Annotated in this window: 20 protein-coding genes; 10 read left to right on the forward strand and 10 right to left on the reverse strand. The window is 71.2% G+C overall.

The genetic code is table 11. The annotated features are described in order from the left end of the window. The first annotated feature begins 78 nt into the window (after positions 1-78). On the forward strand, positions 79-663 hold the full coding sequence (locus ACWEN0_RS39035; RefSeq protein WP_451985098.1) for a TetR/AcrR family transcriptional regulator: 585 nt from the start codon (positions 79-81) through the stop codon (positions 661-663). On the opposite strand, the gene ACWEN0_RS39040 is transcribed toward ACWEN0_RS39035, so the two are convergent. Genes ACWEN0_RS39040 through ACWEN0_RS39055 form a run of 4 tightly spaced genes read right to left on the reverse strand, consistent with a single transcriptional unit; the run spans position 650 to position 2,414 of the window. Continuing rightward, positions 650-1,042, reverse strand: a complete 393-nt coding sequence (locus ACWEN0_RS39040; protein WP_451985100.1) for a hypothetical protein — start codon at positions 1,040-1,042, stop codon at positions 650-652. The two genes, ACWEN0_RS39035 and ACWEN0_RS39040, sit on opposite strands and share 14 nt — an antisense overlap. Continuing rightward, entirely contained in the window at positions 1,039-1,512 is a 474-nt protein-coding gene (locus tag ACWEN0_RS39045; RefSeq protein WP_451985102.1) for a hypothetical protein, read from the reverse strand. Before ACWEN0_RS39045 ends, ACWEN0_RS39040 begins: the two co-directional genes overlap by 4 nt. Continuing rightward, positions 1,509-1,952, reverse strand: coding sequence for a hypothetical protein (locus ACWEN0_RS39050; RefSeq protein ID WP_451985104.1), 444 nt, complete (start codon positions 1,950-1,952; stop codon positions 1,509-1,511). Before ACWEN0_RS39050 ends, ACWEN0_RS39045 begins: the two co-directional genes overlap by 4 nt. A gap of 9 nt (positions 1,953-1,961) precedes the next feature. Beyond that, a complete protein-coding gene (locus ACWEN0_RS39055) occupies positions 1,962-2,414 on the reverse strand; it encodes a hypothetical protein (protein WP_451985106.1) in 453 nt (150 codons plus the stop codon). Between the two features lie 192 nt (positions 2,415-2,606). On the opposite strand from ACWEN0_RS39055, the gene ACWEN0_RS39060 reads away from it, so the two are divergent. The 4 genes from ACWEN0_RS39060 to ACWEN0_RS39075 all read left to right on the forward strand — a co-directional run bounded on the left by ACWEN0_RS39060 (position 2,607) and on the right by ACWEN0_RS39075 (position 6,549). Further along, positions 2,607-3,158, forward strand: a complete 552-nt coding sequence (locus ACWEN0_RS39060; protein WP_451985108.1) for a Chromate resistance protein ChrB — start codon at positions 2,607-2,609, stop codon at positions 3,156-3,158. Between the two features lie 96 nt (positions 3,159-3,254). Next, positions 3,255-4,397, forward strand: coding sequence for an MFS transporter (locus tag ACWEN0_RS39065; RefSeq protein ID WP_451985110.1), 1,143 nt, complete (start codon positions 3,255-3,257; stop codon positions 4,395-4,397). Positions 4,398-4,567: 170 nt separating this feature from the next. After that, on the forward strand, positions 4,568-4,744 hold the full coding sequence (locus ACWEN0_RS39070) for a hypothetical protein (RefSeq protein WP_451985112.1): 177 nt from the start codon (positions 4,568-4,570) through the stop codon (positions 4,742-4,744). A 26-nt stretch (positions 4,745-4,770) separates the two neighbouring features. Further along, positions 4,771-6,549: an HEXXH motif domain-containing protein gene (locus ACWEN0_RS39075; RefSeq protein WP_451985114.1), complete on the forward strand. Its 1,779-nt coding sequence runs from the start codon at positions 4,771-4,773 to the stop codon at positions 6,547-6,549. A gap of 56 nt (positions 6,550-6,605) precedes the next feature. Here the strand turns inward: ACWEN0_RS39075 and fxsT are convergent, their stop codons facing one another. From fxsT to ACWEN0_RS39100, 5 genes are all read right to left on the reverse strand, one after another. Beyond that, positions 6,606-10,799 carry an FxSxx-COOH system tetratricopeptide repeat protein gene (gene fxsT / locus ACWEN0_RS39080; protein ID WP_451985116.1) on the reverse strand — a complete coding sequence of 1,398 codons (4,194 nt, stop codon included), beginning with the start codon at positions 10,797-10,799 and terminating at the stop codon, positions 6,606-6,608. 3 nt (positions 10,800-10,802) lie between these two features. Beyond that, on the reverse strand, positions 10,803-11,819 hold the full coding sequence (locus tag ACWEN0_RS39085) for an AAA family ATPase (RefSeq protein WP_451985118.1): 1,017 nt from the start codon (positions 11,817-11,819) through the stop codon (positions 10,803-10,805). Next, complete coding sequence (locus tag ACWEN0_RS39090; RefSeq protein WP_451985120.1) at positions 11,816-13,297, reverse strand: VMAP-C domain-containing protein; 1,482 nt, start codon at positions 13,295-13,297, stop codon at positions 11,816-11,818. The genes ACWEN0_RS39085 and ACWEN0_RS39090 overlap by 4 nt, the downstream gene beginning before the upstream one ends. Before the next feature lie 292 nt (positions 13,298-13,589). Continuing rightward, a complete protein-coding gene (gene katG, locus ACWEN0_RS39095) occupies positions 13,590-15,821 on the reverse strand; it encodes a catalase/peroxidase HPI (RefSeq protein WP_451985122.1) in 2,232 nt (743 codons plus the stop codon). A 24-nt stretch (positions 15,822-15,845) separates the two neighbouring features. Next, the gene (locus ACWEN0_RS39100) at positions 15,846-16,271 is read right to left on the reverse strand and encodes a Fur family transcriptional regulator (RefSeq protein ID WP_451985124.1); all 426 of its coding nucleotides are present in this window, start codon (positions 16,269-16,271) and stop codon (positions 15,846-15,848) included. A gap of 274 nt (positions 16,272-16,545) precedes the next feature. Between ACWEN0_RS39100 and ACWEN0_RS39105 the strand changes: the two genes are divergently transcribed. The 3 genes from ACWEN0_RS39105 (at position 16,546) to ACWEN0_RS39115 (ending at position 18,766) form a co-directional block, all read left to right on the forward strand. Beyond that, positions 16,546-17,016 (forward strand): hypothetical protein, encoded by a 471-nt coding sequence (locus tag ACWEN0_RS39105; protein ID WP_451985126.1) that lies wholly within the window; start codon positions 16,546-16,548, stop codon positions 17,014-17,016. A gap of 17 nt (positions 17,017-17,033) precedes the next feature. Next, positions 17,034-17,651, forward strand: coding sequence for a hypothetical protein (locus ACWEN0_RS39110; protein WP_451985128.1), 618 nt, complete (start codon positions 17,034-17,036; stop codon positions 17,649-17,651). Between the two features lie 92 nt (positions 17,652-17,743). Continuing rightward, complete coding sequence (locus tag ACWEN0_RS39115) at positions 17,744-18,766, forward strand: LLM class flavin-dependent oxidoreductase (RefSeq protein ID WP_451985130.1); 1,023 nt, start codon at positions 17,744-17,746, stop codon at positions 18,764-18,766. A 4-nt stretch (positions 18,767-18,770) separates the two neighbouring features. Here the strand turns inward: ACWEN0_RS39115 and ACWEN0_RS39120 are convergent, their stop codons facing one another. After that, a complete protein-coding gene (locus ACWEN0_RS39120; RefSeq protein WP_451985132.1) occupies positions 18,771-19,535 on the reverse strand; it encodes a polysaccharide lyase family 7 protein in 765 nt (254 codons plus the stop codon). A 246-nt stretch (positions 19,536-19,781) separates the two neighbouring features. On the opposite strand from ACWEN0_RS39120, the gene ACWEN0_RS39125 reads away from it, so the two are divergent. Next, on the forward strand, positions 19,782-20,582 hold the full coding sequence (locus tag ACWEN0_RS39125; RefSeq protein WP_451985134.1) for a S1 family peptidase: 801 nt from the start codon (positions 19,782-19,784) through the stop codon (positions 20,580-20,582). A 143-nt stretch (positions 20,583-20,725) separates the two neighbouring features. Beyond that, complete coding sequence (locus tag ACWEN0_RS39130; protein ID WP_451985136.1) at positions 20,726-22,978, forward strand: glycoside hydrolase family 3 N-terminal domain-containing protein; 2,253 nt, start codon at positions 20,726-20,728, stop codon at positions 22,976-22,978. The last annotated feature ends 1 nt before the right edge of the window (position 22,979 follow it).

Here is a 22,979-nt window from a genome sequence, read left to right on the forward strand (position 1 = left end):
CCCCGTCTTCGTGCGACAATCGTGAAGCGGAGGGACCTCCGCTAAGCCGACCGTAGCACAACCGGAGGTGCCTCCGCTTTGCCATCGCCCGAACCCGAGCGCCCGGTGCGCGCCGACGCGCGCCGCAACCGGGAAAAGCTCGTCGCGGTCGCGCGTGCCGCTTTCGCCGGCGCCGAGGGACCCGTCGCGCTCGAAGCCGTCGCCCGCGAGGCCGGCGTCGGCATCGGCACGCTCTACCGCCACTTCCCGACCCGCGAGGCGCTCGTCGAAGCGGTCTACGCGGCGGAACTCGACGACGTCACGGCCAGCGCCCCGGCCCTGCTCGAGGAGCTGCCGCCCGAGGCGGCGCTGCGCGCCTGGATGGACCGCTACGCGGCCTTCGTGCAGACCAAGCGCGGAATGGGCGACGTCCTGCGCGCGAGCCTGGCGTCGGGACGGATCACGACCCCGGTGACGCGCAAGCGCATCAGCACCGCGATCGGCGCGATCCTCGAAGCGGGCGCGCGGGCGGGCACCCTGCGCGCCGACGCCCGGCCCGAGGACGTCACGCTGATGGTGCTCGGCGTGTTCCTGTCCACCACGGGCGACCAGGACCCGGGACGGATCGGCCGGCTGCTCGACCTGGTCGCGGACGCGCTGCGCCCGGACCTCAGCAGGCCCTGACGACGTCCGACCGGCCGCGCCAGCTGTTCCGGACCGTGCGCACGCTGAGGTAGGCGGGCCTGTACGGCAGGTCGAGGTCGGCCGAGGTGCCTTGCGACGTCGTGAGCACGGTGTAGGCGGTGCTGTCCGCGGCCGGCGCCGCCACGACGTCGAGGCCGGTCCAGAGCCCGGGAGCCGGGTTGGTCCAGGACACCGAGGCCTTCGGCTTCCCGTTGTTGCAGTTGCTACCGGTGAGCTTGAACCCGGCCGGCGCCGGCAGGCTGTCCGCCCGGGCGGCCGCCGTGCCCGGGCCGGTCTTCTGCCACGCCGCCTCCGCCGTGGCCGTCCCGGTCACGACGAGTCCACTGAGGACGAACGCGGTCAGCGCCCGCCCGTTCACGAGCTCACCGCGACCGTGACCGGGATCGAGAAGACCGCGCCCTGGCAGCCGTCGTCGGCGGTCGTCGCCATCGAAACCGCGTTCGTCAGGGTGAGCGTCGCGGTGCCGCCGGCGGCGATGGGGCTGCCGGGCTGCTGCAGGGTCCAGGTGACGCCGGTGGTGCCGCAGCTGCCGGTCCCGCCGGTGCCGGTGGCCGCGCCGTTCGCCGCGATCCTCGTGACTGTCACGGCGTACGGGTTGGGGTTGGTGATCTGGATCTTCGCGGTGCCCTGGCCGCCGGGGTAGAGCAGGCCGGTGGTGATCGCCGACGCGTCGACGGTCCCGGTGGCGGGCGCCGCCGCGGTGCCGGCTTTCGCGCCGGCGGTGCCCGCGCCGGTGCTCGTCCACGCCGCGACGGCGATCCCGCCGCCCAGCGTCGCGCCGACCACCGTGGTCACCACGAGGGCGCGGCGCAGGGTGGGGTTCTTCATGGCTTGACCGCCGTTCCTGTGTAGCTCAAGGGAAAGGTGAGGGCGCGGCACGCGGGCGGCGCGCCGGGCAGCATGTGGGTCCGGAGGGCGACGTCGGCCGTCCCGCCGCCGGTGACGGGCACCGGCCGCGCGAGGGCGTCGACGCGAACCGACGTCGCCGGGCACGCGGTCACCGGCCGGCCGGCGGCGTCGAGCGGGGTGCCGACCTTCGCCTCGACCGTCTTGACCTGGATCGCGAACTTCTCCGGGTTGCTCAGCCGGATCCAGCGGGTTCCGGTCGCGCCGGGGTACAGCGGGCTCGCCCGGCCCGGGAGGTCGGCGATGCCGAACCGCTTGCCGCCGTTCGGATCCGGCCGCCCGGGCTGTGGGGCCCCCGCGCACCCGGCGAGCACCGCGACCGCCAGCGCGGCGGCCGGGGCGCCGTGTCTCCACCTGGGCATCGGGGTTGGTCAGGCGTTCGACGCGAGGGTCGCGGTGAGGGGCAGGCTGAAGGTCTGGCTCTTGCAGGCGTCGTCGGCGGTGCCGCTCATGTGCGCGTGCAGGGTGTAGGTGCCGGTGCCGTGCGCCGCGATGGTGCCGGCCGGTGCGGTGGCGGCGTCGCTGGTGACCGTGCCGGCCGCGCACGTGCCGTTGACGAGCGCGGAGGAGCCGCCGCTGATCGAGGTCACGACCACGGGGTAGTCGTTCGGGTTGCTGACCGTCACGGTGAAGTCCGTGCTCGCCCCCGGGTAGAGCGCGCTGCCCGAAGTGGCGGGCGAGATCGCCGAGTCGACGGAGGTCGTCGAGGTGACCGAGCCGGTGCCGGAGCCCGAGCTCGTCCAGGCCGCGTAGGCGACCCCGGCCACGACGAGGGCGCCGGTGGCGCCGAGGACGACCGCGGACCGCTTGCTGATCTTGCGCATGGATGTCTCCTGGGAGTGCGTTACGGGGAACCCGCCCGACTGGGCTGTCACGAAGAGTGTGCGGAATTCGGGGCGTTCGTCACTGCGGGCTACCGGCCTGACCGTGGAGGCCGGAGGCCCCTTGATCCCGGTCGTCACCTTGTGTTACGCGCGAGACCGGTCTCTGATGTAACAGCTGATACATTCGACGTTGTGACTGAATCTCGGGACACGCCGCGGTGGTCGGTGCTGGTGGTGCGGGTGCCGGCCGAGCCGAGCCGCCACCGGGTCGCCGTCTGGCGTGAACTGCGGCGGGCGGGCGCGCTGTCGCTCGGGCAGGGCGCCTGGGTCGTGCCGGACGCGCCGGTGTTCGTGGCCGGCGTCGCCCGGGTGATCGAGCTGGCCGGCCGCGGGGACGGCGAGGTGCTCGTGCTCGACGCGACCGGCCGGTCGGAGCCGGACGCCGCGCGGCTGGAGGCCCTGTTCACCGCGGAGCGAGCCGAGGAGTGGGCCGAGTTCCTGGCCGACTGCGGCAAGTTCGACGCCGAAATCGACAAGGAGATCCGGACCCGCAAGTTCACGATGGCCGAGCTCGAAGAGGAAGAGCAGAGCCTGGAGCGGCTGCGGCGCTGGCACCGCGACATCAAGGCCCGCGACGTCTTCGGCGCGCCGGCCGCCGCCGAGGCGGACGAGCGGCTGAAGCACTGCGCCGACCGGCTGGCCGAGTACACCGACCTGGTCTTCCAGGCGCTCCACCAGATGTGAGGCCGGCGTGGACTTCTTCTTGACTGTCAACGACTTCGCGCCTGACACGCCCTGGCCGCACGCGATGCCGGCCGGCCCGGCGACGGCGCCGACGTCGTGAAGGGCCGGTTGCTGCCCGTCTACGCGGCGGGGTTCGTCACGGCGTTCGGTGCGCACAGCATCGCGGCCGGGCTCGGGGGCTACACCCAAGCCGAGCACGCGTCGCTGCTCACGTTGGGGTTGCTGCTGGCGGTCTACGACGGTGCCGAAGTGGTGCTGAAGCCGGTGTTCGGGGCCTTGGCCGACCGGATCGGGCCGCGGCCCGTGCTGCTGGGCGGGTTGCTGGTGTTCGCCGTCGCGTCGGCGGCGTTCGTGCTGGCCGGCAATCCCGCGCTGGTCGGCTTCGCGCGGCTCGGGCAAGGCGCCGGCGCCGCCGCGTTCTCGCCGGCCGCGGGGGCGCTGGTGGCCCGCCTGGCCCCGAAAACCGGCCACGGCCGCGCTTTCGGCGGCTACGGCGCGTGGAAGGGCCTCGGCTACACCCTGGGCCCGGTCCTCGGCGGGGTCCTGATCACGCTCGGCGGTTATCCGCTGCTGTTCGGCACCCTCGGCGTGCTCGCGCTGGCGGTCGCCGGCTGGGCCGCGGCCGCCGTCCCGGGCGTGGCGCCACTTCCGCGTGCCCGGCAGACGGTGCTCGACCTCGCCCGCCGGCTCGCCACCCGGGGTTTCCTGCGCCCGACGGCGACTCTCGCGGGCGCGACCGCCGCCGTCGCGGTCGGCGTCGGGTTCCTGCCGGTGGCCGGTGCGGGTGCGGGACTCGGCCCGCTGGCCACCGGGGCCGTGGTGTCGGTGCTCGCGGCCGTGGGCGCGCTGGTCCAGCCGTGGGCCGGCCGAGCGCGCGACGCGGGCCGGATCCGCGACGGCGCCGGCATGGCGGGCGGGCTCGCGATCACCGCGCTGGGACTGGCGTCGGCCGTCGTCCTGCCGGGGATCGCCGGACTGCTCGTGGCCGCGCTCGCCATCGGCGCCGGAACCGGGTTGGCCACGCCGATCGGCTTCGCGCACCTGGCCGCCGCGACCCCGCCCGAACGCCTCGGGCAGACGATGGGCTCGGCCGAAGTCGGCCGCGAACTCGGCGACGCGGGCGGCCCGCTCCTCGTCGGGGCACTGGCCGCCGCCGGCTCGCTTGCCGTCGGTTTGTCCGGCTTGGCGGTGGTATTGGCCTTGTTCGCGGTCGCGGTGGCGAGCACGGCACGCCGCTAGTGCCCGGCGTCCGTCAGTTTCCCTGCGAATGGCGAGCTTCGGCGTTGTGGAAACGCACCGTATTCGGACCGGAGCGATTGATCCGCCATGCGGACGCTCACAAATCCCGTTTCGTGTTGCATGATGATTACTCCCCCGATCGCGGGGCGTGTCGTGAGGGAGGACCTGATATGGGACAGGCGCGAGGCGAAGTCACCACGGGCATGGTCGATCTGAGCGCGTTCCCGCTGGCCGATCTGCGCGACAGTGACGACCCGGCGCTGCTCCACTCGCTCCGGAAGGTCGCCGGGCAGGCCGAGTGCAGCCGGACCGGCGTGCTGCAGAACCAGGCCCCGGACGCTCGTTGAGCGGGGGTTAGGGAACCCGCGACCCGATGCTGGACACCCACCGGGTGTCACTGACGAACCTCGACGCGATGGCCGCGGGGACCAGCGACGCGGCCGTCGTCGGGCAGCTCAGGCAAGCCGACCGCAGCAGGCGGCTGACGCTGCTGCGCGCGGTGCTCGACAGTGCCGCCGAGCTGGAGCCCGCGATGTCCCCGCTGTCGCCGCTCGACCAGGCCTGGACGCTGTTGATCGAGGCCCAGCAGCGTGATCCCGCGGCGACCGACCGCGTCATCGCGCACCCGCACACGGGCCTGTGGGCGGCGAACGTCCTGCAGCGGCTGACGAACGGGGGCACGGAACCTTCGCCGCTGTGGGCCGAGCTCGGTGGTCTCCACCGGCTGGCCACCGCCGCGGCGATCCGCGCGGGTCACGACTTCCGGTCCCGGGTGCCGGTCTGGCGCGGCCGGCTCATGCTGCCCACCCTGGGCCTCGCCGACGTCCGGAGCCGCCGGGAATGGGATTTCGCGCAGGTGCACGCGGACCGCGGGCACGTCCTGGTGCGGGGGCCGGCCGGGAGCGTGCAGATACCCGACGACAGCTCGGCCGACGGCCCGGGCTGGCTCCCGCTCCGGACACTGCGCGCCGGCGACGGCGAGCTCTTCCTCGACGACCTCGATCCGTTCCGCCGCTTCGACGGACCCCAGCCGCCTCAACGGCTCGACGACGGCGAAGTCGCGCGGTGGGCGGAAATCCTGACGGAGACCTGGCAGCTGCTGACCGAGCACCACCCGGCGGTCGCGGCGGAGCTTTCCGCCGGCCTCACCACCCTGGTGCCCGCACCCGCCATCGACCGGTTCACGCCGTACAGCGCGTCCCACAACGACGTCTTCGGGGCCTTGGTCCTGTCCCGGCCGCCGGACGCGACGACGTTCGCGGCGACCTTGGTGCACGAGTTCCAGCACAGCAAGTTCGGGGTCCTCCTGGTGCTGGTCGATCTCCTCGATCCCTTGGCGGACAACGAAACCGCACTTCTCTACGCGCCCTGGCGCGACGACCCGCGGCCGGCCGTCGGCCTCCTCCACGGCGCCTATTCGTTCCTGGGGGTCACGGCTTTCTACCGCGAGCACTACCCGGTGGTGAAGGGACTGGCGGCGCGGGCCGCGCAGTTCGAATTCGCCTACCGGCGCGAACAGACCGCGCACGCCGTCGGCACGTTGCTCACCGACGCGGTCCCCTCGGCGCTGGGCCGCCGGTTCCTCGCGATTTCACGGGATCGGCTCCGCGACTGGGGTACGGAGCCGTTGCCGGACGACATAGGGCACGCGGCCGCGCGCGCGAACCTCGACCACCGGCTGGCGTGGCGGCTGCGGCACCTGCGCGTCGCCGACCGCGTGGCGGCGGAGCTGGCCGAGGCCTGGTTGCGCAACCGGCCGTGCCCGCTCATCCCGGCCGCACCGCCGATCCTCGTGCCGGCACCGGGTTCCGCCGGGTCGGCCCGGCTCACGCTCACCCGGACCTGGGTGACGGACCCGGACCTGTACGACGTCTACCGCGCCGAACCGGAACTCGCGATGGCCGAGATCGCCGGGATGTCGGCGGCGGACCTGGCCCTCGTCGACGGCGACACCGGGAACGCGGCCGAGCTCTACCGGCAGGAGCTCGCGACGGCTCCGGACTCCCCGGCGGCCTGGGCGGGGTTCGCCCTGGCGACGCGGTACCCGGTGCTGCTGAACCGTCCCGAGCTGGTGTACGCGGTGCACCGGGAAGTACGCCGGCAGCACGGGATGGCGCCCAACCCGGACCGGCTGGCGCGCTGGCTCGGCTGAACGACGAAGGCCTCCGGCCGGGGATCCCGACCGGAGGCCTTCGTGGTTGCCGCGAGCTAGATCTGCATCGGGTCGATGTCGCAGTTGGCGCGGTGGTTGAACTGCGCGTCCGCCGTCGCCGGGTGCTCCGACCCGAGGACCTGACGCAGCCGCTGGACCGCGTTCAGCTGCAGGCTGTCCGCCTCTTCGCCCCGGCCGAGCCCGCGCAGGTCGAGTGCCTGGTTGACTAGCAGGGCCAGCGTCGACGGGTGGTCGGCGCCGAGCACGCGCTCGGAGCGTTCGAGCGTCGCCTGGTCGAGTGCGTAGGCGCGTTCGTAGTCACCCGACTCGGCGAGGTCGCTCGCGTGGTTCGTCGCGCAGACGAGCGTGAACGGGTGGTCCGCGCCGAGCGCCTCGGTCATGTCGGTCAGGGCCCGCTCGCCCAGCGCACGCGCCTGCTCGACCGAACCGAGCAGGCGCAGCGTCACCGCGAGGTTCGTCGCCGCGGCCACGCTGAACGGGTGCTTCTCGCCCCAGCTCGCTTCGTACAGGCCCATGACGTGCTCGCCGAGCCGCCGCGCCTCGGCGAGGTTGCCGTCCTGGCGGTGCTCGATCGACAGGTCCATGGTCGCGGACATCGCGTCGGGGTGGGATTCCCCGTACTTGGTGACCAGCCCGTCGGTGGCCTCCATCGCGAGGGTGAGCGCCTTCTTGTCGCGGTGCAGACCCGCCTTGCGGTAGGCGATCGCGAGGTTCTTGATGGCCGAGAGGGTCATCGGGTGCCGGGCACCCAGCTGGGTCCGCATCCGGCGGACGGTGTCCTCCTGCTCGGTGCGCGCCCGCAGGTAGTCACCCGTCTCGCGCAGGTCCACCGACCAGTTGTCCAGCGTCAGCAGCGTGTGCCGGTGGTCCGGGCCCAGGACGGTCTGCTTGCGCTGGGCCGTCCGCTCGTCCAGGTCGCGCGCCGCGGCGAAGTCGCCGACCAGCCGCAGGCTCAGCGCGTAGTTGTTGGCGGCGGCCAGGGTGTCGGGATCTTCGTCGCCGAACCGGTCCAGTGCGCTCAGGTAGGCGAACTCGTTCATCTGGCGCGCGCGCTCGAAGTCGCCCTTCGCCCGCAGGTCCGAGGCGACGCCGTGCATGGTCAGCAGCGTCTCTTCGTGCGTTTCGCCCAGGGTCTCCTGCATCAGGGCCAAGGTCCGCTCCGCGACGGCGCGGCCTTCTTCGAACCGCCCGAGCGCGCGGAGCATCCGGCCCCACCAGCGCGAAACGACGAGCGTGTCCGCGTGCTTTTCCCCGAGCTTGGCGTTCCAGAACTGCGCGTAGTCCTCCGCCATCCGCAGCGCACCCGCCGGGTCGCCGAAGGCGAAGAGGTAGTTGACCGCGTTGATCGCCATCCGGCGCACCCAGCGGTCGGTGCAGTTGCGGGCGTCGACAGCGCGGATGTGCGGGAGCATTTCCGCGTACCGCGCCCAGTAGTCGACCGAGTCGGGCTGCTTGGGGTCCCGGTTGGCGAGCAGGAGGTGGGCGGTGTGGCGCACCCGTTCCTGGTCGTCCGGCCCGAGTTTGTTGCGCAGCACCAGCTGCACGAGGCGGTGCAGCTGGAGCGTGTCGCTGCGGTGGTCGATCTTGGCGAGGCTGTAGCGGTTGATTTCGCGGATCGCCCGGCTCAGCTGGATGGGGTCGCCCAGGGTCTGCTCGAGCGCCTCGGAGGTCGGGACGTTGCGGACGCCGCTGAACATCGCTCGCGGAATGGGTTCCGGGGAGAAGAACGCGCACACTTCGAGCAGTTCCAGCGCGCCGGGGTTCTCCTCGCGCAGCCTGTCCAGCGAAACGTTCCACGCCGCTTCGACCGCGACGTCGTAGTCCGCCGGCGGCCGCGACTGCAGCAGTTCGGTGCGCTTGTTCTCGAACAGTTCCAGGTATTCGTCGGTGGCCATCCCCGTTTCGGCGCGCCAAGCGGCCGCCTGCTCGACCGCCAGCGGCAGGTCGCCCAGGACCGTCGCCAACCGGTCGGCGTCCTCGTCGGCGAGGTCGTGGTTGCGGCGCTGGAGCAGCTCCCGGCTTTCCGACCGCCGGAAGACGTCGACCTCGACCGCTTGGGAAACCTCGGACCACTGCGGGTTCCGGGACGTCACGAGGATGTGGCCCTCACCGCGCCGCGGCCAGAACTTGCGGACGTCTTCGGGCCGGTCCGCGTTGTCGAACACCAGCAGCCAGCGGCGATACGGTTCGCCGCCGCCCAGCGCCTCCAGCACGGCGGGCACCGCGGTGTCCACGGACTGCTCCACCGGAAGATCGAGCCGCTTCGCCAGCTTCACCAGCGACGCCTGGATTTCCGAGGGGTTCTCCGACGGGATCCACCAGATCAGGTCGTATTCCTCGGCATGGCGGTACACGTATTCGACCGCGATCTGGGATTTGCCGATGCCGCCCATCCCGTGCAGCGCACCGGGCAGTACGGCCGTACGGGTTGATTTGGAGAGTTCACCGTGCAACGCGCGCAGGATGTCCCCGCGTCCGATGAAGTTGACGTTGCGCAGGGGGACTCCGCCCCAGACGGCGGGCTGCTGGCCGGAGAGGCGGACCTCAGTGCCCGGCTCCGAACTCGTGGTCGTCACTGAGATCCCTCGAGGGTTGATCGGTTCAGCTTGCGGCTGGGACCCTACCGGATGGTGGCCTGGAGTTACCCCTAGGCCTTCCGTCGTCCTAGTCGCGTGCGCACCGCCATCGTTACGGGACCCCCGAAACCGTTCCAAGGCATCACCCAATCGGTTAGCCCTCCGGGTGTACGGACCCGAGAGTGCTCTTAGAACGTCACGTTGGACAGTCAACAACGGTTCAGAGCGGGATGTAACCACCGGTAGAGTGGCGTCGTCCGGAGCGGCCAGCGCGGTGCGCAGATTCGCGACCGCGGGCTCGTCGGGACCCAGCACGTCCTGGACCACTCGCTGCACGCGCGCGGTGTCGGCCCGCGACACCAGGGCCAGCAACCGGCGGCGCAGCCCGGGCGCGAAGTCGTACTCGACGGGGCTTTCGCCGCCCGCCGGGACGCGGTGCAGCAAACGGCCCAGCTGGATTTCCGCCAAGTGCACGGGCCGCGCCTGCGGCATCAAGGTGCCGTGCACCGCTTGCATCACGCGGAGTGTGAGGGGTGCTGCGGCGAGCAATCCGGCCAGCCGGATGGCGGGCGAAGTACCCGTGGCGAGGAACTGGTCGAGCCGTTCCGTCGGCGACGGCGGTTCTTCCGTGCTCTCGGCGCCGGCGGCGAGGTCTTCGTCGGACGGCGGCACCAGCACCGGAAGCCGCACGCCGGGAGTGCCCGACACCAGTTCTGCCCAGCGGTGCACGTGCCGGGGTTCCAGCTCCAGCACGGGAATCGGGTTCGCGGTGCCGGGGCGGACGCCGCGCAACGTCCGTGACACCACGCGAACCCCCGTCCAGCTCCAGCGTTCGGCCGGCAGCAGGTGGAACAGGGTGACCTGGCACGTCTTGGCCCACAGGGACAGGAGCCGGAACATCGACCCGCTGCGCCACGCGGGGCCGACGCCGTCGCTGAGCACGACGATCACGCGCCTCCCGGTGGGGTCGGCCAATTGCGCCGGCTCGCACCCCGTGCCCGGTGCGGTTTCCACGGACCGCACGTCGGAATCGTCGGTGTCCACCGAAACCGTCTTGACGTCGGAAAACGCGCCTTGCCTTTCCAGCAGGGCGCGGAAAGCGCGGGAAGTGCGTTCCCAGAGCACCATGGAAGAACCGCGGTCGACGACCAGCACGACCTCGAACGGATGCCCCCGGGCGGGCCGGTGCACCGGCAGCCACACCCGCGTTTCGGCCGCGGCGACCGCGGTTTCTTCTTCGTCCAGTTCGGCGCGGTGTTTCAACCGCACGAGCCGGTTCAGCGGCCGCAGGGCCTTGGCCAGTCCCTTGGGGAGACTCGGCGGCAGTACCCGGACGGGTGGCGCCGCCGGCGGCTTGCGGGCGCGCGACCGCACCGGGACCGGCTCGAGGGGGAGCGGGGCGGGTTCCGGGTGGTCGGGCGGCCGGGTGGGTTCCTGACGGCCCGGCGGCGGGTGCTCGATCCGGTGCTCCGGCGGCGGTTCCGGCTCGGGTTCGGGTTCCGGCGGGGGCGGTGGTGGTGCGGGCTCGGGCCGCGGCTCGGCTTTCACGCGCGGAGGCTCGCTCGCCGCGATGCGGGCGGCGAGCCAGACCGCGTCGGCGATCTCGTCCGCGTGGAGGGCCTCGGTGGCGAGGCGGTCGACCGGGTCGGCCATCGCTCAGTCCGTTCCCCGGACGTTGAGCCGCCGCCACAGGGTGTCGCGCAGCACCTCCCAGTTCGAGTCGTGCTGGTGCGCGCCCGACGTCGTCAGGTGCAGCGCGTTCAGCAGCTGGTCGTTGGCGAGCCCGCCTTCCTGCCCGCTGCTGGCGAGGAACTCGTGGATCAGGTCGTCGCTGCGCGAAGGCACGTCGCGGAAGTGGGCCGCGACCATGCTCACGAGCTGTTCGAAACCGGGCTGCGGCATGTCGAGCCGGAGGCAGCGGCGCAGGAACGCCGGCGGGAAGTCCCGTTCGCCGTTGCTCGTCACGACGACGACCGGGAAGGCCCGGCACCGCACGTGCCCGTCCTGCACCTTCGCCCGCCCGCCGCGATCGTGCGTGAAGACGCTGACTTCCGGCTGGGTGGCGGCGATCCGGGCCAGCGGCTGGATTTCGTAGTCGCCGTCTTCGAACACGGCCAGCAGGTCGTTGGGCAGGTCGATGTCGGACTTGTCGAGCTCGTCGATCAGGAGCACGCGCGGCCGGTCGTGGGGGAGCAGCGCCGTGCCGAGCGGACCGAGGCGGACGAACCCGCCGATGTCCGCGCCTTCCTCGGTCGCCGCGGCCTGGACGCGGCCGATGGCGTCGTAGGTCCACAGCCCGTCGCGGGAGATCGTGCGGCTGCTGATCGGCCAGCGCAGCACCGGGCCTAGCCGCAGCTCCCGCGCGATCTTGTAGGCCAGGCTGGACTTCCCGGTGCCGGGGTTGCCGGTGATCAGCAGCGGGCGCCGCAGGTACAACGCGGCGTTCACGGTCAGGACCTCTTCGAGCGTTGCGTCCCGCGCCGACGCCAGGGCCGGTACGCCGAGCCGCCGGACGAACTCGGCGTCGGACGCCGAAGGGACCGGCAGCGCCGGCCCGCCGTCGAACGTGCGCCAGCTGGGCGGCGCGGGCAGCTCCGGCGCGTCGTCACCGGCCGGCGGCGGCAACCCGTGACCGCGGTAGACGCACCATGGCGGGATCTCGGCACCGCTCATCGGGCGGGCACCTCCTCGATCGGGGCCGCGGGGGGATCCTGCGGCTCGACGGGCCGGTCCGGGTCGTCCCAGAGGAGCGAAACCCGGCTGCCCACGTGGGAATCGGGCCGGGCCGCCTGCCGGGCCCGGCTGCGCAGCAGGCGCAGGTGTTCGACGAGCTCGGGCAGGAAGTCGCGCAGGGACTTGATCTCCGCTTCGAACGCGGAGCGGGCTGACTCGGTGCGGTGCCAGATCATCACCGGGATCCCGGTCCGGACGCCGACGAGCACCTCGCCGGGGTCCGCGCTGTCGGGCACCGACCGGAGCACGAGGGAGACGACCTTCTTCTGCTCGGCGAGCTTGGCGTCGAGCGCGGTCAGGTGCCGCCGCTTCGCGCCGTCGCTCCACAGCCAGTGCTCTTCCGGCGTGGTGAGCCCGGCGGGGACCTTCTTGAGCAGGTCCCACCGCCGCCGCCATTCCCGGTGCCAGCGCGGCGAGCGCGCGCGGTCGAGACTGCGGACGACGACCTGGTAGTGCAGGCCGAGCGGGCGGGGGAGCGAACTGCCCGCCTCGAGGTCCCATTGGTCCACGGGCAGGTTCAGCAGCGAGAACGGGAGAAGGAACTCGATCCGGATGGCGGCGGCGTCCTTGGCCCAGCCGGTTTCGGCTTCGGCGACGAGGTCGGCCACGTGCGCGCGAACGGCGTCGAGGTCACCGGCGAACGGCTCGCTCCGCCGCGGCCGCCAGCCCGTGGGATCGTTGTGCCGCCAGTGCACGGCGACGAGCAGGCCGGTGTCGAGCAGGTCCGGTTCGATGCGGACGACGAGATAGGCGACGACCTCCTCCGGCGTGGCGGGTTCGGCGGCCTGCGCCAGCCGGACGGCTTTGATCTGCTCGGTCACGCCCAGGCGCGCGGCCTGCCGGTCGTTCCAGTCGCGCAGGCCTTCCGCGCGCTGGCCGTCGGCGGCGGCCGCGAGGTATTCGACGAACAGCAGCAGCGGCGGGATCCCGTCGGGCTGCGCGTTCATCCGCTCCAGCGTCGCCAGCGCGTCGGCCGGCCGGTGGTCGGCCGAGGTCAGCTCGGCGGCGGGCCCGGCGGCCGCCCGGACGAGCTCGGCGAGCCGGCTGCTGGGGTTCTCGCCGAGCAGGTTCAGCAGTTCCCGGCGGTCGAACTCGGTGACGAGGTCGAGCGTGGCCATGTCCTCGACGGCCGACCGCGCCCGCTGCACGGGAATCGACCCGGGCTCCATCTGCTCGACGGCGTCGACGAACGCGGCGAGCGCCCGCGGGTGCTGCCGCCGGCAGGCCTGCACGATGCCGATCAGGCTGGCCCGCGTGGTGGGCAGCTCCTCGACGACCAGGGGCACGCCGAGGTGATCGGCGAGCAGCTCCAGGCACAGCCGGCGGCTGCCCGGGTCGCGCAGGGACGGGATCTGCTCCAGGCAGTCGATGAGGAAGCCCAGGGAGCTCGGGTAGTCAGCCCCGTTCCACGACGTCACCCCACCCCTCCCTCGCCCTCCGGAAGTAACGGGATATCCCAGCATCGCCCACCGGGACAACCGCTGGGGTGCGATCTCAACCGGACGGCCTATCGCGCGCGCCCGGACGGGCCCGGGCTCGCCCAGTACATGACGGACGGCGCGTGACTTCGGTCAGCCGGGGAGGGTGCCGATGGGGTGCTCGGGTGTCCGCCGTTCAGCGCAGCACTTCCGGCCAGTGGTCCGAACACCCGCAAAAGAACGGGCCCGGCCGATCGAAAAGATCGGCCGGGCCCGCTCGGCGAACCAGGGATCAGTCCAGGTCGAACCGGTCCAGTTCCATGACCTTCGTCCACGCCTTCACGAAGTCCTCGACGAACTTCTCGCGGGCGTCGTCGCTCGCGTACACCTCGGACAGTGCCCGCAGCTGGGAGTTGGAGCCGAAGACGAGGTCGACCGCGGTGGCGGTCCACTTCACCTTCTCCGTGCTCACGTCCAGGATCTCGTACACGTTCTCCTCGGACTCCGATGCCTTCCACTTGGTGCCCGGGGAGAGCAGGTTGGCGAAGAAGTCGTTGGTGAGCACGCCCGGCTGGTCGGTGAGGACGCCGTGCGAAGAGCCGCCGTGGTTGGTGCCCAGTGCGCGCAGGCCGCCGACCAGGACCGTCATCTCCGGGGCCGTCAGGTTCAGCATGTACGCGCGGTCGACCAGCAGGACCTCCGGCTGGAGCTTCTCGCCGGCCCGCAGGTAGTTGCGGAACCCGTCGGCGCGCGGCTCGAGCACCTTGAAGGAGTCGACGTCCGTCTGCTCCTGCGTGGCGTCCGTGCGGCCCGGGTGGAACGGCACGGTCGTCTCGACGCCGGCGTCGCGCGCCGCGCGCTCGACCGCCGCCGAACCGGCCAGCACGATCAGGTCGGCCAGCGAGATCTGCGCGCCGCCGGCCTCGTTGAACTCGCGCTGGATGGCCTCGAGCTTGTCGAGGACCGGCCCGACCTGGCCGTTGACCTCCCAGTTGCGCTGCGGCTCCAGGCGGATCCGGGCGCCGTTCGCGCCACCGCGCTTGTCGGTGGAGCGGAAGCTCGCCGCGGACGCCCAGGCCGTGCCGACCAGCTGGGCGGTCGTCAGGCCGGACTCGAGCACCTTCGCCTTGAGGGCGGCGATGTCGGCCTCGCTCACGAGGTCGCCCTCGACGGCCGGGACCGGGTCCTGCCACAGCTGCGGCTCGGCGACCCACGGGCCGAGGAAGCGGCTGACCGGGCCCATGTCACGGTGCAGCAGCTTGTACCACGCCTTGGCGAACGCCAGCGCGAACTCGTCCGGGTTCTCCAGGAACCGGCGCGAGATCGGGCCGTACACCGGGTCGAAGCGCAGCGACAGGTCCGTCGTGAGCATCGTCGGCTTGTGCTTCTTGTCCGGGTCGAACGGGTCCGGGATGATCTCCGGCGCGTCCTTGGCGACGTACTGCTTGCCACCGCCCGGGCTGGTGGTGAGCTCCCACTCGTAGCCGAAGAGGATCTCGAAGAAGCGGTTGCTCCACTGGGTCGGCTTGTCGGTCCAGGTGACCTCGAGACCACTGGTGATGGCGTCGGGGCCCTTGCCGGAGCCGTACGTGCTCAGCCAGCCGAGGCCCTGGGCCTCCAGCTGCGCGCCCTCGGGCTCCGGGCCGACGTGGTCGTCGGCGTTGCCGGCACCGTGCGTCTTGCCGAAGGTGTGGCCGCCGGCGATGAGGGCGACGGTCTCCTCGTCGTTCATCGCCATCCGGGCGAAGGTCTCGCGGATGAAGTGCGCCGCGGCCTCGAAGTCGGCGCTGCCGCGCGGACCCTCCGGGTTGACGTAGATGAGGCCCATCTCGGTCGCGCCGAGCTCCGGCACCATCTCGGTGTTGGTGGCGTAGCGCTCGTCGCCCAGCCAGTCGTCCTCGGGACCCCAGAAGATCTCCTCGGGCTCCCAGGTGTCGACGCGGCCGAAACCGAAGCCGAAGGTCTTGAAGCCCATCGACTCCAGGGCGACGTTGCCGGCGAGGACCAGCAGGTCGGCCCACGAGATCTTCTGGCCGTACTTCTGCTTGACCGGCCAGAGCAGGCGGCGCGCCTTGTCGAGGTTGGCGTTGTCGGGCCAGCTGTTCAGCGGCGCGAAGCGCTGACCGCCGTCGCCGGCACCGCCGCGGCCGTCGTGGATCCGGTAGGTGCCGGCGGCGTGCCAGCTCAGGCGGATCATCAGGCCGCCGTAGTGCCCGAAGTCGGCAGGCCACCAGTCCTGCGACGTCGTGAGCACCTCGGTGATGTCGCGCTTCAGGGCGTCGACGTCGAGCTTCGCGAACTCCTTGGCGTAGGCGAACTTCTCGCCCAGCGGGTTGCCCTTGGCCGAGTGCGCGTGCAGCACCGAAAGGTCCAGCTGGTTGGGCCACCAGTCCTTGTTGGTGCGCGGACGGCCGCCCGTCTTCGCGGACGGCGAACCGATCGCCGGGTTCTCGCTCTCACTGCCGTGCGCGGTCACGGAGTCGTGCGCGACCGGGCAGCCGGCGTTGTCCTGGGTGTTGCTCATCTACTTCCTTCCGGGCGGGGCGGATCATTTCGGGGTGCGGGTGGTCGCGCACTCGGGGCAGGTGCCCCAGTAGACGACCTCCGCCTGGTCGATCACGAAACCGTGGTCGTCCGAGGCGGTCAGGCACGGGGTGTGGCCGACGGCGCAGTCGACGTCTTCGATCGCACCGCAGGTACGGCACACGACGTGGTGGTGGTTGTCGCCGGTCCGGGACTCGTACCGGGCGGTCGCGCCGGCGGGCTGGATGCGCCGCACCAGGCCGGTGTCGGTCAGCGCCCGCAGGACGTCGTAGATCGTCTGGTGCGAAACCGTCGGGTGCTCGGCCCGGACCAGCGCGATCACCGTCTCGGTGTCGACGTGCGGGTGGTCGCGCAGCGCGGTGAGCACGGCCAGCCTGGGCCGCGTCACCCGCAACGAGACCGCCCGCAGCTGCGCCTCGAAGTCGGTCATCACGAGGAGAACCCTAGCGCTTCTCTGGAATGAGTCAAGTTACGACACGTGGAATCTTCATGATCATGTCACCGAGGGTGACGAGATCGACGGCGTGCGTCACCGGGTCGGCGTACTGTACCGCCGGTCCGCCTGGCTCGCACACCGGCGCCGGGGCGCCCAGGGGAATGGGGCAGACCCCGCGGGCCCGACGGGCAACGCGCGCGCATTAACCGGCGGGCCCGACGTATTTTCGATTCATAAGATCGATTCGCAGTCGATGAAAGGTTTTCACATGTCGGGGAAATGGACCAGAAGTGCACTGACGACCATGGCCGTGGCGGCGAGCGCGTCCCTGATCGGCGCCGTTCCGGCGGCGGCCACGCCGGCGACCCGGCACTGCGTGCTGAATATCGGAACCGGGGTGCAGAAATGCTCCACGGGCGCGCAGCGTTCCGCGCTCGTCGACGAGAAGGCCGACGGTGTCACACAGGGCACCTTCTTCGACGGGCCCGACTACACCGGGGACTCGCTGACGATCACCGGACCGGAGCTGTGCAAAAAGGACGGTTGGGTGAACTGGCAGTTCGACCTCGGCGACGACTGGAAGAACAAGATCTCGTCCGTGCAGCCGTGGGGGGACTGCTGGATCTGGCTCTACCCGGAGCCGAACCTCGGCGGCGACCGGGACGGCCCGTTCAAGGAGAACACCGGCAACATCGGGTCCTTCATGGACAACCGCACCCAGTCCATCGGGTTCAGCTGAGCAGAGGAGTGATCACCATGACCAGCAAGCGCACCGCGTGGACGGCGGCGGGTCTCGGCCTGCTGACCGCCGCCGGAATCGTGTTGACCGCCCCGGTCGCGTCGGCCGGCGGCCAGCCCACCGCCCGGGAACTGCTCGACAAGTGCAACAACGGCACGGACTCCTGCGTGTTCCACCCGGCGGGCCCGCCGGAGGAGCACACCGGGGCCGGGCACCAGGTCGGCGAAGCGGCCTACAACTGCACCGGCGACCTCCAGCGCAGCACGGTGAACTGGTCCGACACGACCGGCGAGTCGAACAGCTTCGGCGTTTCCCTTTCGGCCGAATACGGATTCTCGGAAGTGTTCAAGGTTTCGATCGAGACGTCGTACCAGCACACCTGGGAGTCTTCGCACACCGAAGGGCAGGCGACGAACGTCGACGTGCGGCCCGGGGAAAAGGGCTGGGTGGAACGCGCGCCGAAGATGCAGAAGGTGCACGGCACCTACGAAATGCATTTCCCGGACAAGTTCTACGACCACTACATCTGGTACCAGGACTTCGACGCGGATGGCCCGGTGCCCGGCTCGACCGGGGACATCACGCAGCACACCGCGCCGATGACCGACCAGGAGCGCGCAGAACACTGTGGGTGAGATCCTCCGGCCGCCGCCGCGCTAGGGGTGCGGCGGCGGCCGGGCCGCTCACAACCGGGAATCATTCCCGGCTCCCGGACGCTGAACCGGGTGTGAAAAAGATCGGCTTCCTCTCGTTCGGCCACTGGTCGCCGGGCCCGCACTCCGAGACGCGCTCCGCCGCCGACTTCCTGCACCAGTCGATCGACCTGGCGGTCGCGGCGGAGGAGCTGGGCGTCGACGGCGCGTACTTCCGCGTGCACCACTTCGCGCGGCAGGCGGCGAGCCCGTTCCCGCTGCTCTCGGCGATCGGCGCGCGCACGTCGAAGATCGAGATCGGCACCGGCGTGATCGACATGCGGTACGAGAACCCGCTGTACATGGTCGAGGACGCGGGCGCGGCCGACCTCATCTCGGGCGGCAGGCTCCAGCTGGGCATCAGCCGGGGATCCCCCGAGCAGGTGATCGACGGCTGGCGCTACTTCGGGTATGCCCCGGCCGAGGGCGAGACCGACGCCGACATGGCGCGTCAGCACACCGAGGTCTTCCTCAAGCTGCTCGAAGGCGAAGGCTTCGCGCAGCCGAACCCGCGGCCGATGTTCGCCAACCCGCCCGGCCTGCTGCGGCTCGAGCCGCACTCCGCGGGTCTGCGGGACCGCATCTGGTGGGGGTCGGGCTCCAACGCGACGAGCGTCTGGGCCGCGAAGCTGGGCATGAACCTGCAGAGCTCGACGCTCAAGGACGACGAGACGGGCGAGCCGCTGCACGTCCAGCAGCGCAAGCAGATCGAGGCCTACCGCGAAGCGTGGAAGGAAGCCGGCCACGAGCGGGAGCCGCGCGTCTCGGTCAGCCGGAGCATCTTCGCGTTGACGAACGACGTCGACCGGGCCTACTTCGGCCGCGACCGCCACTCGCGCGACCAGGTCGGGATGATCGACGAGAACACCCGGGCGATCTTCGGCCGGTCGTACGCCGCCGAGCCGGACGAGCTGGTCCGGGAGCTGAAGGAGGACGAGGCGATCCAGGCCGCGGACACCCTCCTGCTCACCGTCCCGAACCAGCTCGGCGTCGACTACAACGCCCACGTGCTGGAGAGCATCCTCACGCACGTGGCCCCGGAGCTCGGCTGGCGCTGACCGGTCAGCCGTGCGAGACGGTCAGGCCGTAGAACGCCACCCGCGCGCCGTTGGTCGTGCTGCTCGACGAGGACTGGTTGTACGAGCCCGCCTTGAAGTACTGCTTGTACGCCTTGAAGGACGACGGGATCGAGTAGTGGGTGGTGCTGCCGTTGACCGTCAGGTCGATGGTGGTGCCGCCCGAGATGCCGATCGTGTACGTCCAGGTCTTGCCGATCGACACGTGGCCGACGGTGTGCGGGGTCTGGCCGCCGTCGGGGGAGTTCTCGGTGCCCAGCACGATGTCGCCGTTGGAGTGGTAGTACAGCTCCAGCAACGGTTTCGTCGAGGAGCCGCCGGTGCCGAGGTGCACCTGGCCGACGCACACGTTCTTCGTCACCGACACCACGCGCAGGGTCGCGTTGAGCTTGTGCGAGCCGCTCAGCGACCAGTTCGCTGCCGAGCCGTCGGGGTTCATCTCGCGCAGCTCGGACCGCGCGTAGTTCGAATTCGGGGTCGTAACGCCCTTTTCCGGCGCCCAGAACGTCATCGCGCCGTCGCGGGTGTCGGTGTAGAAGTAGCTGTCCTGGAAGCCGTTCGGGCCCTTCAACCGGGACGAAGAGATGGTGGTCGGCGACCCGGGGGAGCCGACCGGCTCCTGCAGCTGCCAGATCGACAGGTCGAAGTTGCCGCCGGGGGCCACGGTCGGGTCGGCCGCGGCCGCGGGCAACGCGACGGCGGTGGCCAGGGCCGGGACCGCCAGCAGGACGAGCAGGGCTCGTGCGCGCATCGAGGTGTCCTTTCACGATGGAACGCTGGACCATTCGTTCACGGCGGTGAGTAAATGGTCTGGACAACCCGGCGGCGTGAGGGAACGGTAAGACGGCGTTGGCGAGTTGTCAAGGATGCCTTCGTCGGACAAAAACCAACTATCGGCCACAAGTGGTCAATAAGCGACTTTCGTAGGTGACTGGCACCCGAGCCGGTCTGGTCTGCTCGTGAACACCACCTTCCAGGTCCCTGAAGGGAGATGTTCATGCAGGTAGACGGACGTTCCGTGGTCCGGCGGGCCGCGACGGTCCTCGCCGCGGCCGCCACCGCCGGAGCCCTCGCGGTCGTCGTCGCACCCGGTGCGTCGGCTGGTGACCCGCGGATCGTGGGCGGTTCGCCGACCACGATCGACGAGTTCCCGGCCACCGTGATCTTCAACGTCAACGGCGCCCAGCACTGCGCGGGCACGCTGGTCGCGAAGAACAAGGTGCTCACCGCCGCCCACTGCACCGACGGCGTCGACGCGTCGCAGATGCAGATCATCGGCGGCCAGACGAAGTTCAGCGACACCTCGGGTGAGAAGGCCGGCGTCAAGGACGTCTGGCAGAACCCGGACTTCACCATGGAGGGCATGCAGCACGACAACTCCGTGCTGACGCTCGACAAGGACCTGTCGTACCAGCCGGCGACACTGGTGCAGTCGGCGGACGACCCGGCCTACCGGACCGGCGCCGACGTCACCGTGGTCGGCTGGGGCGCGACGTCCGAGGGCGGCGACGTCTCGGACACCCTGCTCAAGGTCTCGGTGCCGGTGGTCGACAACGCCTCCTGCGCGGAGAAGTACACCGCGGCCGGCTCGAAGTACGACAAGGCCTCGATGTTCTGCGCGGGCGTGCCCGAGGGCGGCAAGGACTCCTGCCAGGGTGACTCGGGCGGTCCGGCCTACGTCGACGGCAAGCTCGCCGGCATCGTCTCCTGGGGTCAGGGCTGCGCCCGCAAGGACTTCCCGGGTGTCTACACCAACGTCGGCAACGACTACACGGTGATCAGCTCGCACATCGGCTGACCCCGCCGGACCCCGGACGGCGGTGCGCCGCCGCCGTCCGGGTGCGCGGGGTGCGGAAGGGACGAGCACGGCGTTCAGGCGGAAAAGAACCGGCTTCCGTGCTTATGCTGTCGCCCTCGTTCTCTCGCGAAAGGGTCCCCGCCATGGAACAGCCCGAGAGTCAACCCGCCGACGGTGTCAACCGGCGAAGCCTGCTCACCGGCGTCGGCGGCCTGCTCGCCGCCGGAGGAGTCGCGACGCTGCTCGCGTCGCCCGCCGAGGCGGATCCCGCCGGCTCGCCCGAACGGAACCCGCGGGTCGAGGACCTGCTCCGGAAGATGACGCTCGCCGAGAAGCTCGGCCAGCTCCAGCTGGTCGGCACCGAGGACCTGGCGCGGACTTCCCTCGCCGGCGGCCGGCTCGGCGGGGTGTTCTCCGTGGTCGGCGCCGCGAAGCTCAACGCGCTCCAGAAGATCGCCGTAGAGCAGACGCGGCTGCGCATCCCGCTGATCTTCGGCCTCGACGTGATCCACGGCTACACCACGAACTTCCCGATCCCGCTGGGCCAGGGCGCGAGCTTCGACCCCGGCGTCACGGGCGCCGACGCCACGGTCGCGGCGAAGGAAGCCCGGCGAAGCGGGATCCACTGGACGTACGCGCCGATGATGGACGTGACCCACGAGCCGCGCTGGGGGCGCATCGCCGAGGGGTACGGCGAAGATCCTTATCTCGCTTCGCAGCTCGCCGTGGCGAAGGTCCGTGGCTTCCAGGGCGACGACATCGCGTCGCCGGACCGCCTCGCCGCCTGTGCCAAGCACTTCGTCGCCTACGGCGGGGCCGAAGGCGGCCGCGACTACAACACCGTCGACGTCTCCCTGCAGCGGCTGCACAACTTCTACCTGCCGCCGTTCAAGGCCAGCGTCGAGGCGGGTGTGGCGACCGTGATGGCCAGCTTCAACACCATCAGCGGCGTGCCCGCGCACGGCAACGGCTACGTCCTGCACGACGTCCTCAAGGGCACCTACGGCTTCCGCGGGTTCGTCGTCAGCGACTACACCGGCGTCGAAGAGCTGATCCTGCACGGGCTCGCCGGCGACGGCGCGGACGCCGCGGCCGCGGCACTGCCGGCCGGCGTCGACATGGAGATGGTCAGCACCAACTACGTCAAGTACGGCGAGCAGCTGCTGAACCAGCGCCGGATCACCCGCGACCAGATCGACGACGCCGTCCGCCGGATCCTGCTGGTCAAGGTCAAGCTGGGGCTCTTCGAACGCCCGTACGTCGACGAAGCGGGCGAGGTGAAGGCGCCGTCGCCGGCGGCGCTCGCCGCGTCGCGGCAGGCCGCCGCGCGGTGCATGGTGCTGCTCAAGAACGACGGGCCGGTGCTGCCGCTGGCGAAGTCGGTCGGCTCGGTGGCCGTGGTCGGGCCGCTCGGCCAGGCGACCTACGACCTCAACGGCACCTGGGCGGGCCTCGGCACCGGCGCGGGCACGACGCCGCCGGTGACGGTGGTCGACGGCATCAAGGCCGCCGCGCCTGGCGCCCGGGTGAGCTACACCGCCGGCTGCACGGTCGACGGCACCGAAACCAGCGGGTTCGCCGCGGCCCAGCAGGCGGCGCGGGCGGCCGACGTGACCGTCGTGGTGGTCGGCGAGACCGCCGCGATGAGCGGCGAAGCGGCCGCGCGCAGCGACATCGACCTCCCGGGCGTGCAGCAGCAACTGGTCACCGCGATCAAGGAGACCGGGAAGCCGTTCGTCGTGGTCCTGGTCAACGGCCGCCCGCTGACCATCCCGTACCTGCACGACAACGCCCCCGCGATCCTCGAAGCCTGGGCGCCGGGCGTGCAGGGCGGGAACGCCGTCGCCGACGTCCTGTTCGGCACGGTCAACCCGGGCGGCAAGCTGCCGGTGAGCTTCCCGCGCGCGGTCGGCCAGATCCCGGTCTACTGCAACCACGAGAACACCGGGCGCCCGGCCGATCCGAACAACAAGTACACGTCGAAGTACCTCGACCTCGAGTCCGGCCCGCTCTACGAGTTCGGCCACGGCCTGTCGTACACGACGTTCCGCATCGACGGCCTGCGGCTGTCCGACACCCGGATGCCGGCCCGCGGCGGCAAGATCCAGGTCACCGCCACGGTGACCAACACCGGCGGCCGCGCGGGCGACGAGGTCGTCCAGCTCTACCTGCGCGACCCGGTCGCGAGCATCGTGCAGCCGGTCCGGCGGCTGCGCGGCTTCCGGCGCGTGACGCTGAACGCGGGCGCCTCGCAGCCGGTCTCGTTCACGCTCACCCCGGACGACGTCGGCTTCTACGACAACGCCGCCCAGTTCCGCGTCGAGCCGGGCAAGATCGAGGTCTACGTGGGCAACAGCTCCGCGGCCACGCTGACCGCGAGCTTCACGGTCACCTGAC

The organism is Amycolatopsis sp. NPDC004378 (assembly GCF_053602455.1).

What these genes read in the sequence shown, in the direction of transcription:
- ACWEN0_RS39120 (WP_451985132.1), bottom strand. Translation starts at nt 19,535, where the DNA reads ATGCGCGCACGAGCCCTGCTCGTCCTGCTGGCGGTCCCGGCCCTGGCC.
- ACWEN0_RS39105 (WP_451985126.1), top strand. Translation starts at nt 16,546, where the DNA reads ATGTCGGGGAAATGGACCAGAAGTGCACTGACGACCATGGCCGTGGCG.
- ACWEN0_RS39050 (WP_451985104.1), bottom strand. Translation starts at nt 1,952, where the DNA reads ATGCCCAGGTGGAGACACGGCGCCCCGGCCGCCGCGCTGGCGGTCGCG.
- ACWEN0_RS39110 (WP_451985128.1), top strand. Translation starts at nt 17,034, where the DNA reads ATGACCAGCAAGCGCACCGCGTGGACGGCGGCGGGTCTCGGCCTGCTG.
- ACWEN0_RS39125 (WP_451985134.1), top strand. Translation starts at nt 19,782, where the DNA reads ATGCAGGTAGACGGACGTTCCGTGGTCCGGCGGGCCGCGACGGTCCTC.
- ACWEN0_RS39130 (WP_451985136.1), top strand. Translation starts at nt 20,726, where the DNA reads ATGGAACAGCCCGAGAGTCAACCCGCCGACGGTGTCAACCGGCGAAGC.
- ACWEN0_RS39055 (WP_451985106.1), bottom strand. Translation starts at nt 2,414, where the DNA reads ATGCGCAAGATCAGCAAGCGGTCCGCGGTCGTCCTCGGCGCCACCGGC.
- ACWEN0_RS39085 (WP_451985118.1), bottom strand. Translation starts at nt 11,819, where the DNA reads ATGAGCGGTGCCGAGATCCCGCCATGGTGCGTCTACCGCGGTCACGGG.
- ACWEN0_RS39100 (WP_451985124.1), bottom strand. Translation starts at nt 16,271, where the DNA reads ATGACCGACTTCGAGGCGCAGCTGCGGGCGGTCTCGTTGCGGGTGACG.
- fxsT (WP_451985116.1), bottom strand. Translation starts at nt 10,799, where the DNA reads ATGGCCGACCCGGTCGACCGCCTCGCCACCGAGGCCCTCCACGCGGAC.
- ACWEN0_RS39045 (WP_451985102.1), bottom strand. Translation starts at nt 1,512, where the DNA reads ATGAAGAACCCCACCCTGCGCCGCGCCCTCGTGGTGACCACGGTGGTC.
- katG (WP_451985122.1), bottom strand. Translation starts at nt 15,821, where the DNA reads ATGAGCAACACCCAGGACAACGCCGGCTGCCCGGTCGCGCACGACTCC.
- ACWEN0_RS39075 (WP_451985114.1), top strand. Translation starts at nt 4,771, where the DNA reads ATGCTGGACACCCACCGGGTGTCACTGACGAACCTCGACGCGATGGCC.
- ACWEN0_RS39070 (WP_451985112.1), top strand. Translation starts at nt 4,568, where the DNA reads ATGGGACAGGCGCGAGGCGAAGTCACCACGGGCATGGTCGATCTGAGC.